Below are 13832 nucleotides of genomic sequence, written 5' to 3'. Positions count from 1 at the left end.
GCCTTTCAAGATGTTGGACTCTCTGATTTATGGTTTAGCGGACAGTAATAATTCCGGATAGGTGACATCCTCCTCGCCCGAGCCTACCATTGGCTCGCACTCACCGAATGCGAGGGAGTCCGGGGCCACGCTACGCACGTATCTCAGCGGATGGCCATGGTGGTCGAACGACAGGTGTATGTAGCCGTCGCCGTCGACAGCCATGGAGATTACATTGTGTGCATCGCCCACGTTGCCCCTGAATGGAGTGCGCCGCACCGTCCAGTCGTCTGAGCCGTGCGTGCGCCTCCCCACGGCCACATATCCGTCGGTGTCGTAGAAGCTTATGTATTGCTTTCCTCCATGCGAGGCAAGCGAGCTGGCGCGGAATATGGCCGTATTGACCGATGTGGCGCTGTATCCGTCGGCCACATGCGACAGTCGCACTGCATCGAAACAGAAAGCGTCACAACCGCCTATGGTGAGGACGGTCGTGACAAGTATAGAGGTTAGTTTTCCCATAATCCGTTAAAAAAGATCGGGAGTGGAAGCCCCGTCACCCCAATGATGGTCCTTGGGGAAAGGGCGGCCTCCCCACGCCTTACGGGATGTCCAAGCAAGGGGAGCGTCGGTCCAGAAAGGATGGTTCGCCGGGAGTCCGAGCGGTAGGAATGACAGCGATGTCATGTAGAGCGAGCCGTTGTTGGTGTACCAGTCGGCCACGTTGGGCTGTCGACCGGCGAAACCTATGGTGAGGAATCCTTTCTCGTTGAAATTCTCCTTGCCGTCAAACATGTTGTGCATCACTTTGGTCAGCGCCGCGCGTACCTGACCGTTGGTGAGACCTTGGGGGAGTTTCTCGTACCATGCCATGAGAGCGAGCGGCTGCATGGTGGCCATACGGTAAGGTATCGAACGGCCGAACACGGGGAATGTCCCTTCGGGAGATATGAGGCGTTCGAGCACGATGCTGTACTTCTGCGCGCGCTTGAGGGCGCGGTCGTAGTATTTGCCGTAATGTATGCGTGTGTAGCGGCCGGCATCCTTCATGGACTGCAGCGTCTCAAGATACATGGGGTGGAACACGTAGCTGCTGTAGTAGTCGAAAGCGAATGAAGGGCCGTCGGCATACCACCCGTCGCCGGTGTACCATTCCTCCACCTTGCGTATGGCCGAGTTGACACGGTACTCGTCGCACTCTGCGCCTACCTTGGCGAGCAGGCTCTCGATGGTCGATGAGAAAAGGAGCCAGTTGGTGTAGGGCGGATCGACGCGGCGCAACTGCGAGAATTCCTCAACGTAGCGCTTCTTGGTGGTGTCGTCGAGAGGCTTCCACAGGGCGTCGTATGCGCGCAGGAACGATTCGGCGACATATGCCGCATCGACCAGGGCCTGCCCGTGGCCGCGCCACAGCAGATAGTCCGGACTTGCGGGATCGACTGCGTTCTTATAGCTTGCGAGCGCCCACTCGCGGAGCTGCTTGCGCTTGGCGCCTTCTGCGGTGTCGTCGTCGGGGAGTGAGAGCCAGGGTGCTATACCCGCCATGAGCCTGCCGAACGCTTCCATGTAGGTCACCTTTTTGTCGCGTCCGTCCCAGCTGGGACTTACCTCCACGAGCATGTTCTTCTGCAAGTTGCCCTCGGCCATGTTGCTCAGCACCGGTGCGGCCATGGAATAGGCGAGGTCTACCCAATAGGCGCGGTCATCGCCGGATTCCTTTTCAAGCATGCGCACATACTCGCAGGCGGCGAGCAGGAACGCGCCTGTGCCGAAATTGGATGTCGACTTCACATCCACCACCTGGCCGGGGATGGCCTTCTCGCCGATAGGCTGCACGTAGCCTACCGTACCGTCCTTCTGCAATGCTTTTTTCGACAGATAGTTCCATCCTTTCAAAGCACTTTCGGCATACTTGGGGTCGGTGAGGAAGCCGTTGTTGACACCCCACAGGAGTCCGTAGGTGAAGAATGCGGTGCCGCTCGTCTCATAGCCGGGCGCATGCTCCTCGTCCATCATGGAGCGTGACCAGTACCCTTCGGGACGCTGCGTGGCCACTACCGCATCCGCCATGCGGCGGTATTTGTCGGCAAAGAAGTCGCGATGCGTATAGTCGGCGGGAAGGTCTTTGAGCACCTTTGCGAGGCCCGCGAGCACCCATCCGTCGCCTCGCGCCCAGAAATCCTTCTTCCCGTTGGCGCTCTTGTGGCGCGGGTAGACATATTTCGCGTCGCGGTAATACAGTCCTTCGGCGGGGTCGTACATGATGCTGTCGCTTACGAGGACATACTCGTAGAGTTTGTCGAGGTATTTTTTGTTGCCTGTGATATGGTACATCTTGGTCATCACGGGCATCACCATGTAGAGGCCGTCGGCCCACCACCAGTAGTCGGACTGCGGTGTCGACATCTCATATTCCATCACCTCTCGGGCGCGCCGGATACGGCGGTCGTCGGGGAGAATCCTGTAGAGGTCGGCGTAAGTCTGGAAGCATATCTGCCAGTCGCCGAACAGCACATGGTCGTCGGTCTCGCCGTAATTGTACTTCCATTTCGAACGGTCGCCGCCTTTAGCGCCTTTCCACTCATTGTGTTCGGCCCAACGTTCGGAATATTCCCTCCAGTCCTCGTTCCCGATAAGGAAATATGCTTCCATGTTGCCGGTGTGGTAGGCGGCGTTGTCCCAGAATGAACGGGTCTCGGCAGGATTGTCGGCTTGCCATCGGGTGTTTACCTTGGTGATGATGTCGCGCACTTCTTTGGACTCCTTTGTAGGGACAGCCTGAAGCGATGCCGCGACAAGCGCTGTAGCCAACAGCGCCGTGAAGTGTAGTTTCATGTGGATATAATGATTGGTATTGTGATATTATTCAATAGAGGCTATCCTATAGGAGTCCGGAGAGTCGATGAACGGTACACCGTCGCTGTCGAACTTCACAGGGAGCCAGAGATGGCGCGAGTCGGCAAGGTTTTTAGGATTCCATATGTCGGCCATGAATGTGTAGCTGTCGCCGACGCGCATCACGAATGTGCTCTGTCCGCAGAATGTCTTTTCGGCTTCCGCGCCACGGCACGGATTCGGCAGCTGCTTCCAAGGCCCGAGGATGTTGTCGGCGCGCATCAGGCGTGCCTCGTTGGGTTCCCATCCCGTGCATCCCGATGTGATCATCCAATAGACGCCGTCATGCTTGAACATCGCCGGTGCTTCATTGTGGCCGCCGGGGAACAGCCGGACATATTTACCGGTATGTCTGGTGAAGGTAGAGTCGAGCTCGGCGATCTGCAGTGTCAGATTGCTCTCGGATGAATAGATGTGGTAGGCTTTCCCGTCGGAATCCACGAAGATTCCCATGTCGCGGGCCATCTGTCCGCGGTCAAGGTCGCGCACGGTGAACATTCCCTCATCGACTGCCTTGCGCCATTGAGGCGTCCACCATTCAAGGGTGTCGCTCCACTGTTTCGAGACGGACTCCGACGGCAGATTGACTGGCATCACGCCCGGATTCACACGTCCGGTACGGAGCATACGGAACGGCCCGAGTGGATTGTCGGCGACAGCCACGGCTGAATGGGCCGAACCGTACCCCACGCCTTTTAGCTCATGGTGGAACCACATGACATATTTCGCTGTGGCCGGACAGAATACCACTTTGGGACGCTCTATTATGCAGCCTGCCTCAAGCGGGTCGCCTTTGGTGTCTGTGACGGCAAGTACCACACCGCGCGGAGTCCAGGCGTGCAGGTCGGAGGATGTGTAGCACACCACTCCTTTCTGACCGGAGCCGGGAGTGCCGTCGCCGCGATGCTCCCCATACCAGTAATATGTGCCGTCCTTTTCCATGATTCCTCCGCCATGGGCGTTGATATGGTCTCCCTGTGTGTCGGGAAAGCGTTCGCCCTTTATCACGGGCATCCCGGGTGCGGCATTCATCGACAATGCAATTGCAAGCAGCAGGGGGATAATCAGTCTTTTCATTTTATATGTATGATTTATTTTTCAGTGAAATGCTTGGAGACATACTCGGTGGCTGTCATGCCATACTTCTTCTTGAAAGCCTTGGCAAATGATGAATGGCTTCCGAACCCGGTGTTTTCGGCTATATCGGTGATCGACATTTCGCCCGTCCTCAACAGCTCGACGGCACGCGACAGACGCATGTGGCGGATGTACTCGTTGGTAGATACACCTACAATGGCGTTTATCTTCCTGTAGAGTGTAGAGATGCTCATGCACATCTTGTCGGCAATGAAGGCGACACTCAGGTCCTCCAGGGCTATGTTGTCATTGATTACGGACGTTATTTTCTCCATAAACCGGCGGTCGAGGGGTGAAAGAGCCTTTTCAATCTCGTGTGATTCTGCTGCAAAAGTTTCTTGCAGTTCCTGTTGTCCCTCCGTTGCCGGTGATAATGAATCTGTTGACATGAATTTCTCGGCAATACGTCGTCTTATCCTGAATATCGAGTATATGCGGCTGAGCAACAGCTTGGCACTGAATGGTTTCGTAAGATATGAATCGGCGCCCGCGTCGTAGCCTTCCTCCCTGTCGACAAGCGAATCCTTCGCTGTCAGCAATATTACGGGTATGTGGCTTGTGAGTATGTCCTCCTTTATGCTGCGGCACATGGCTATGCCGTCCATCTCCGGCATCATTATGTCGCTTATCACCAGGTGGGGCGAAAGTTCCTGGCACATTTTCAGCCCTTCGAGGCCGTTGTGTGCCACCGCCACGTCGAATTCGCCGGCGAGCGCCTGCCTGATGTATTCGCGGATGTCGTCATTGTCCTCCACCACAAGCAGTCTGAGGCGCGAGTGCGTGTCGCCGGGCATATCGGGCTGTGGTTCCTCCTCTTTGGCCGGATCAGGCTTCCGTGTCGTGGGTTCGTCGGGAGCGTGCATCGCTTCCGGATATGTCTCGTCGGTAAGGAGCTGCAGGGTGAATGTAGATCCCTTGCCGGGCTGGGACTTCACGGATATGTCGGCCCGGTGTATATCGGCAAGGTTCTTCACGAGCGCCAGCCCTATTCCGGTGCCCGATGCCTGGTGTTCGCCCTGCTCCTGGAAGTAGCGCTCGAATATATGTTCGACACCTTTGGCGGATATGCCGTAGCCGGTGTCGGCCACTTCAATCACCGAGCGGCGCATGCCGTCGGGGCCGGTGACGGTGTGGTAGGAGAGTGTGATCGACCCCGAGCGCGTGTACTTCACGGCATTGCTCAGCAGGTTGTTGAGTATGGTCGTGATCATGTCGGTATCGAAATATATCTCCGGCCCTCCGGTCTCGATGTCGAGGATGAACCTAACATCAGGATTGCGGTTAAGCTCCTTGTAGCGCAGCCCTATCTCCCTGAGGAGGTTGGCAGGGTCGGCACGTTTCACCATGAGCTGGCGGTTCTGCGTCTCTGTCTTGCGGAATTCGAGGATGGAATTGATCAGATTGAGCAGTGTCGCAGAGCTGTCGCGTATGGTCTGCAGCTTGTAGGAGTACTTCCCGGGGAGGGATGGATCGCTTACGATGTCCTCAAGCGGGCCCATTATCAAGGTCAGCGGAGTGCGCAGCTCGTGGGTGATATTGGTGTAGAACCGCAGGCGCTCCTCGTTGAGCATCTGGCGGTCGCGGCTCTTCTCCCTTTCGGCGATAAGCTGCTGCTTAAGCGAGATCCTGCGCCGGTAGTAGAGTGCGAGCAATGTTAGGAGTGCCGCTATCAGGAGGGAATAGATGGTTTTCGCCCACCAGGTGAGCCACAGCGGTGGTATGATACGTATCTTCAATATCGTGGCGGGGCGACTCCACTCATACCCTTTCAGGCGCTCTTTCACTCGGAAATAGTATTCACCGGGAGGGAGGTTGCGGAATATGGCCGTGTTGTCATCGCCCGATTCGATCCAGCTGTCGTGGCCGTTGCCTTCGAGAGTATAGGCAATGTCGGTGCGTCCTGCCATTTCCGGATCTATGATGTTAAATGTAAGGGCAAACGTATTGTCGTCATATCCAAGTTCGATCTCATTGCCGGTGATATGCAGCCGTCGCTCCGTGTCTCCGTCCTCGTCGCTATGGTTGTAGACGATGAAATCCGTGATTTTCACCGGACTCGGCGCCGGCATGTCGGCCAGGGCCTTCGGATTTATCCTCAACGCTCCGTCGCCCGAACCGAAATAGATGTTGCCCGAATCGTCGCGCATCGATGCCCCCTCGATAAATGACGGCGATGATATCACGTCGGGAAATCCGATAAACGACACTTTCAGGTTGTCGGGTGTCATATGGATCAGTCCTTTGTTGGTGGCGAGCCATATGCTGCCGTCTGCTCCTTCCTCAATGCTCTTTACGTGGGTCACGTCGCCGTCGGCCAACTCCGGGAATGTCCTGTAGAAGCTATTGTTTCCCGGTCTGTCGAATAGCGCGACACCTTTGCGGGTGGCGATCCACATGCGGCCTTTGCTGTCGCGCCTGATGGCATTTATGGCGTTGGAGGGGAATCCGTTTTTGATGTCGTGTGATGCGGCCACCTTCATCGAGCGGTCGAACACGGTGACTCCTTTCCCGAAAGTGCCGACCCACAGGTTGCCAGACGAGTCATACTCCATGTCCTGTATCACCCAGTCACGCAGACTGCCGGTGATTGTGTCATCGAGCCACGCACGTGTGCCGTCGCTCATGTATACCCCTTGGTCGGTGCCGATAAGCATCGCACCGTCGGGAGTTTCAAGAAAAGTCCGGACATCGTATGACCCCCCTGTAGCCACACGCGAGAATTTTCCCGAGGGAAGATATCTTATTGCTCCGCATTCCGTGGTGCCTATCCATATCGAGCCGTCGGATGCCGCACACAGAGTGCGCACTATAGGATTGCCTTTCAACGCAGTTACGGGAAGAGGGACGGGAGTGCAGACATTCCCGTCCACCCGCACTATTTCGTTGTCGCCGCCAAGCCAGCATGTCGCTCCCCGGCTTCCTTCGGCGAAGCAGTAAACCGGGTTATAGACATGGCGGCATGCCTTGTCGGTGAGGTATTCCAGCCGTGAGAACACGGGATCGAGATGTCCGATCACCTCTATGCCTGAGCGGTAGTTTCCGACCCATGTATTGCCGAACGAATCCCGGAAAAGGCTTCTGACATTCTTGCCGGCGAGGATACCGTTCATGTCATCGACGGCAGGTGTCGCGAAAACGGCGTCGCGTATATCGGCATATGTGTACGCCCTTGTGTCAAGCACACTGATGCCGCCCTGCGAAGTGGCGAACCATATCTCGCCGTTGTCCTGCTGGATGATGGAGCGTATGCGTCCCGGGGCTATGGTGCCGGTGCGGCCGGCCTCGTGTACGAACGGGACTATGGCCGAAGTGGCCGGGTTGAACAGGGCAGCGCCTTCCTCCGTGCCGAGCCACACGTTGCCGCTTCGGTCCACGCAGATGGCATACACCGTGTTGCCGGGGAGTCCGGAGCTCTTGTCGAAGTTGACCGAAGTGTTGTCGCGCGTATTGACCACGCTCATTCCCGTATAAGTATGTCCTATATATATGGTATGGTCATTCCCTTCAGCCACGGTCCATGCGCCGTTAGGAAGCCCGTCGATCGTACTTGCGTCATAATTTCTTACCATCCCGGTTTCCGGGTCGTAGTGCTGTGCGCCGAAATGGTAATGGGTCAACCATATGCCTCCGTCGGACGCAGGGACTATCGATGTCACGTCGGGGCTCCTGAATTTGCTGTTGTGTAGAGGCCGGATGGTGCCGTCGGTGCGGTCATACACGCATATTCCGTCGCGCTGTGTGGCGATATAAAGGGAGTCGGGACAGGTAGGGATGAAAGCCACGCAGTTGAACTCGTTGGCCGTGAGACCGGAGTTGTTGTGGCTGAAACTGCGGAAACGCGTGCCGTCGAAACGGAAAAGGCCGTACTCGGTGGCCACCCACACATATCCGTCGCCATCCTGCGACATCGACACTATATATCCGTTGGACAATCCATGCGATCCGTCAAACGATATGACGGCGGGGATGCCCCAGCAGCGGATCGCCGCAGTGAGGCACAATATAATCATCAATATGCGTGAGCTATGCTTCATGGAGACGGTTGGTTGGGGTGTTATAGGGTATCACCGACATGTTTCCGCATTGACGCGGGAGGGGCATATCGTTTGGTCATTGCAAATATAGTCATAGAAATCCGACCTGCGTGTGTCGAAAAAGGTAGAACTTGTGTCCGTATAATTCAGGTGGGGCCTTATGGCCGATTATGCCACAATATTGAACGGCGCGGACAACACCGTATCTGCCCGTAACGTGTATCTTCGCAGCGGAAACAGAAAAACAACAGATTGCGCATAAAAGCTGCCATGCGCGTATAGATGCTCGCGAGAAAGAAACTGCAACATTACCTTATGGATTCCCTGGCGGAATCATCCCCGCCGGAGTACATTATTTTAAAGTAAGAAAGATTGTTTGGATTTGTTTTATTGTTCATGGAAAACATCATGAAAATCATTTATAGTAACTCCCAATGACAAAACACAGGATTTTAACCTGGCTGCTGTTGCTCTTTGCATCAACGGCAAGCCTCTGCGCCCAGCAGGCCTATATGCTCAAGGGCGAGGTCCAGGACACGTCGGGCGAACCGCTTATGGGTGCGGCCGTACTTGTCAAAGGTTCCAACAACGGTGTCGCCACCGACATCGACGGCAACTTCGCCCTCAATGTCAAGCAGGGCGATATCGTGTCGGTGACTTACGTCGGCTACAAGGCTGCCGAGGTCAAAGTCACCGGACAGAACAACATCAAAGTGACCCTCGAAGAGAATTCAGAGGTGCTGGAAGAGGTAGTCGTCGTAGGCTACGGCACGATGCGCAAGAAAGACCTCACCGGAGCTGTCACCCAGATTAATCCCGAGAAGCTCGCCGACACAAATCCGGGAACCGTGCAGAACTTGCTCCGCGGCACTGCCGGACTCGACGTTGGCCTCTCCAACAATGCCAAGGGCGGAGGTTCGCTCCAGCTGCGCGGACAGAACTCGTTGTATACCGAGGGCGACCACAACTCCCCGCTCATCATTCTCGACGGCATGGACTTCTACGGTGAGCTTTCTGAAATCAACCCCAACGACATAGCGCAGATCGACGTGCTGAAGGATGCGTCAGCCGCCGCCGTCTACGGTGCGCGTGCCGCTTCCGGTGTAATCATCATCACCACCAAGAAGGGCAAGCTCGGCAAGCCGACCATCAACGTGAGCGCCACCCTCGGAGTGAGCACCCGCGCCAAGAAGCGCGACGTGTGGAGCGCTGATGATTACCTGAAATTCCGCGAGGACTATCTGAAGGCCGGCACGCTCGGTTATGACGCGGACAACGGTGTCTACGGCTACTATCTCGGCAACAAGAAGAACCAGCCCGGCTACTACGACCATTACGACAATATCGGCAAATATGGGATCTCGCTTGAGGACTGGATGGGATATGACAACAACATGCAGGGCAAAAGCCCCTACGAGGTGTATGCCCACCGTCTGGGCATGGACGTGAATGACGACACCTATGCCGCATTCCTTGAAGGACGCAGCTACGATTGGGAAGATGAAGGTTTCCGTACGGCATTCAACCAGGACTACAACGCCAGCCTCTCCGGCGCCACCGAACGTGCCAACTACTATTTCTCGATCGGGTATCTCAACAATGAGGGCGTGGTCAAGGGTGATCGCTACAAGTCGCTGCGCGCGTCAATGAAGATTAACGCCCACGTGACCGACTGGCTCGAAATCGGGGCCAATGTCAACTTCCAGGACCGCACCGACGACTCGCAGGAGGCCGATTGGAAGGCGATGGAGAAGAACAATCCTTTCGCACCAAAATACAACGAGGACGGCTCTCTGCGCCAGTATCCGATGTCGATGAAGCAGAAACGCGGCCATAACTACGAGTGGGACCGCCAGTGGCAGGATCTTGAGAAAGGCTACCAGGTGCTCAACTCGATATTCAACGCCAAGGTGACGCTGCCTTTCGGATTTACCTACCAGTTCAACATCTCCCCGCGCTACCAGTACCATCAGGACCGCTGGTTCCTCGACGCCGACAAGCCGGATGCCACAAAATCGTCGCGCGGTGTCAACCGCAAATGGCAGAAGCGTTTCGACTGGTCTCTAAACAATATCATCACATGGGACAAGACCTTCAACAATGTGCACCATTTCGTTGTGACCCTTGTGCAGGAAGCCGAGGAACGCAAATACTGGAGCGACGGCATCGAGGCCAGAAACATCCTTCCTACCGACGAGCTGGGATTCCACAATACGGAGAACGCCACAAAGGTCGATTCGAAGTTCTACACAAACGATACCCATCAGAGTGCCGATGCCCTCATGGCCCGTCTTTTCTACTCCTATGACGACCGTTACATGCTTACGGCATCGATTCGCCGTGACGGCTATTCGGCCTTCGGACTCAACAACCCTCACGCCACTTTTCCCTCGCTGGCTCTTGCATGGAACTTCACCCGCGAGAAGTTTTGGAAATGGAGATGGATGGATCAGGGCAAGCTCCGCATGTCGTGGGGTAAGAACGGCAACCGTTCCCTCGCCAACGAATATCTCGCCCTCGCCGACCTCGGTTCGGGCACTGGCTCTACAATGGGCTATCTCAATGCCAACGGAGGCGTGGCCGTCGACATGAAGTATCTTGCCTACAACCGTATGGCAAACCCCAACCTTCAGTGGGAGAAAACCGAAGCCCTGAACTACGGCCTTGACTTCGCATTCTTCAACTACCGTCTGTCGGGCAGCATAGACGTGTACGACAAAAAGACCCACGACATGATCATGTCGAAGCCTCTCCCGGGTTTCTCGGGATTCGGTTCGGTGATGACCAACCTCGGCGAGGTCACCAACCGTGGCGTGGAAATTACGCTCAACAGCGAAAATATCGTGATGCCCGACTTCGTATGGACCACCAACCTCACCTTCGCGTACAACCGCAACCGCATCAAGCATCTTTACTACGAATATGATGCCGACGGAAAGGAAATGGACGACACCAGCGCCAAGCACTTCATAGGCCGTGACATCAACGAGATCTGGGACTACCGCGTGGACGGCATCTGGTCGACAAGCGAATACGAAGAGGCCGCCAAATACGGCCAGCGCCCGGGCGATCCGAAGATTGCCAACGTATATACAGCCGACGACGAGCTTAATGCCGACGGCACTGTGAAGAAGCATGTCTACAACGACAAGGACAAGGTGTTCCTCGGCACGCGTACCGCCCCATACTTCCTGAGCATGCGCAACAACTTCACTCTCTGGAAGAACTTCGACTTCGGCTTCTCGCTCTACTCCAAGTTCGGCCACAAGCGCCAGTCCGGCGACTACATCAACAATATCAACGGAACCAGTGAATTCTCCCACGGATTCAACTCATACACAAGAGAATACTGGACACCCGAGAATCAGTCGGACACCTACGGACGCTGGGAGGCAAAAGGCCCTAACAACATCAATCCGGGCCGCATATTCAACGCCGGCTTCGTGCGCCTCGACAACATCTCGATGGGCTATACGCTGCCCCAGGCACTCACACGCCGTGTGATGCTCGAGAAGGTGCGTTTCAACGCCAGCATCAACAACGTGGCCGTATGGGCGTTCGACTGGCCCTACAACGATCCGGAGAATGACGGATTCACGCGCCGCACATTCAGCTTCGGAGTACAGTTAACCCTCTAATCCTACGCAATCGATGAAAACTTTATCTATCAACATATTGAAGGTTGCTGCGGTCGTAGCCGCAGCAATCACTCTCGGAGCATGCTCCGACGATTTCCTGAAGCCGGATCCCATGTCGTTTTTCGATCCTGAGAGCGCGTTCTCCACGGAAACCGGCCTCCAGTCGGCGCTGGCATATGCCGACCGCCATCTCCGCACCAACTATATCTGGTACAACAGCCGCGACCAGGACTCACCCATAGGTACCGACTACATGTTCTCCGACATGATGGTATGGGGAAAGACGGATGCCGGGGGCAGCATGCAGGACAATTTCGCCAACCGCGTGACACCAACGAGCGACGGCACCTCTAACAGCTATATACAAGGCGGATTCTGGGGCGAAGCCTATACCGGAATCAAAGCTGTCAACGCCATTCTTGACAATATAGACAATCTACAGGGTGTGTCGGAAGAGATCCGCAACGGCTACATAGGCCGTGCCTATTTCCATCGTGCCTACCGCTACTACAACCTGATATTCCAGTTCGGCGACGTGCCTCTGGTGACACATATCATCACCATGCCGAAAGAGGACTATTATTCTACCAAAAAGGAGGCCATCATCGAGAAGATGATCGAGGATTTGGAATTCGCCGTGGAATGGGTGCCCAAACAAACGGACACGCAGTACTACGGCATGATCAACAAAGAAGCGTGCGAGCATCTTCTTGTAAAATACTACCTTGCCGCTCTGAAGTTCGACAAGGCGCGTGACATGGCCACCCGGCTTATCGAGCATGAAGGCATGCAGCTGATGCGCGATCCCTTCGGCACCAACACCACCTCCACGCAAGGTATCTCCTCTACATGGGCCATCGAGCGCAATGTGATCTGGGATCTCCATCGCCCGGAGAACAAGATAGGGTCGTTCAACAAGGAGTGTATCCTCGGCATGCCCAATCTTTCGGAGCAGTCGTTCGTGGAGTTCAAATCGATGCGTATATTCTGCCCCTATTGGAACGAGAACGGTACGAGCCGCTTCCAGACCCCCGACGGCAAGCAGCCTGTCAAGAACCTCTCGCGCCTCGACGGCAAGTATGACGCGGCCCTCGACTGGACGCACGCCATAGGACGCGGTATCGGAGTGTACCGTCCTACCCATTACGCCCAGCATGGCATGTGGGAGGTCAACGGCATCGAGGACAAGGATGACCTCCGCCACAACTCGCGCGTAGGAAACTGGGTCAACATGGAGGACATGACCTACAACAACACCGACTCCAAGTATCACGGGCGGCATCTCCAGCTCTATGCCACGGAGGACGATGGCAACATCAAGGCCGGTACGCTCCTGTGCAACGATACACTGCGCTGCTGGTACGACTATCCCCACTACAAGTACTTCTACAACGACCAGGTGGCGATGGACAATGCCAACAGCAACGCATGCGTAGGTGTGACCCACGGTGGCAACGGCAACATGTACCTTTACCGTCTTGCCGAGACCTACCTGCTGCGTGCCGAGGCATACCTCTACCTCAACGAGCCGGGGCTGGCCGCCGCCGATGTCAATGAGGTGCGCAAGCGCGCCCAATGCACGCAGTACTACAACGGCAGCGTGAACATCGGCGATATCATGGACGAGCGTGGCCGCGAACTGTGGATGGAGGAGCTGCGCAACGTGGAGCTTACCCGAGTGTCGATGATCCTTGCAAAGACAGGCATGGCCGACGAGTGGGGCAATACTTATGATCCGGAGACATGGGACAAGCAGAGCGGCGAGGACCGTACCGGCGGCAGCTACTGGTATCAGCGTATCATGCATCATTCCTACTACAACCGCGGTGTCCAGATTAAGTTTGACAACCGCACTATCGACTATCACATGGACAAGCATAATCTCTTCTGGCCTATCCCCAACGGCGCCATAGTAGGCAACAAGAAGGGTAAGCTCAAGCAGAACTATGGCTATGACGGTTATGACCCGTCAGTGAAAGTCTGGGACAACTGGAGAGATGCCGTTGCCGACGAGATGAAGTATGTTAACTAAGACAAAGTATTTAGAGGTTGTTTAAAAACAAAAGTGAAATACCGGGCTGTTGGATTTTTAGAGAAATCGGATTTAAGTCGAAGGAGCATAGTGGGCTATGTGACTGAGACGCGAATG

5 protein-coding genes and 1 pseudogene are annotated in these 13832 nt (G+C 55.6%); 2 read left to right on the top strand and 4 right to left on the bottom strand.

The genetic code is table 11. The features are described from left to right. Window positions 1-51: 51 nt before the first annotated feature. The 4 genes and pseudogenes from QZ303_RS09780 to QZ303_RS09765 form a co-directional block, all read right to left on the bottom strand. Window positions 52-459, bottom strand: a pseudogene (locus QZ303_RS09780) (BNR-4 repeat-containing protein); the annotation flags it as partial. 48 nt (window positions 460-507) lie between these two features. After that, complete coding sequence (locus tag QZ303_RS09775) at window positions 508-2814, bottom strand: DUF2264 domain-containing protein (protein WP_295732241.1); 2307 nt, start codon at window positions 2812-2814, stop codon at window positions 508-510. Between the two features lie 27 nt (window positions 2815-2841). Then, window positions 2842-3951 (bottom strand): glycoside hydrolase family 43 protein, encoded by a 1110-nt coding sequence (locus QZ303_RS09770; RefSeq protein ID WP_295732239.1) that lies wholly within the window; start codon window positions 3949-3951, stop codon window positions 2842-2844. Window positions 3952-3965: 14 nt separating this feature from the next. Further along, on the bottom strand, window positions 3966-8045 hold the full coding sequence (locus tag QZ303_RS09765; protein ID WP_295732237.1) for a two-component regulator propeller domain-containing protein: 4080 nt from the start codon (window positions 8043-8045) through the stop codon (window positions 3966-3968). A gap of 434 nt (window positions 8046-8479) precedes the next feature. Here QZ303_RS09765 and QZ303_RS09760 point away from each other — a divergent pair, with 434 nt between their 5' ends. Together QZ303_RS09760 and QZ303_RS09755 are read left to right on the top strand one after the other, a co-directional pair. Then, on the top strand, window positions 8480-11683 hold the full coding sequence (locus QZ303_RS09760; RefSeq protein ID WP_295732235.1) for a SusC/RagA family TonB-linked outer membrane protein: 3204 nt from the start codon (window positions 8480-8482) through the stop codon (window positions 11681-11683). Between the two features lie 13 nt (window positions 11684-11696). Next, window positions 11697-13715 (top strand): RagB/SusD family nutrient uptake outer membrane protein, encoded by a 2019-nt coding sequence (locus QZ303_RS09755; RefSeq protein ID WP_295732233.1) that lies wholly within the window; start codon window positions 11697-11699, stop codon window positions 13713-13715. The last annotated feature ends 117 nt before the right edge of the window (window positions 13716-13832 follow it).

The organism is uncultured Muribaculum sp. (assembly GCF_910583865.1).
Taxonomy (GTDB): domain Bacteria; phylum Bacteroidota; class Bacteroidia; order Bacteroidales; family Muribaculaceae; genus Muribaculum.
Note: the sequence above shows the minus strand (reverse complement) of the source record. Positions and strands in the feature narration are given on the sequence as shown.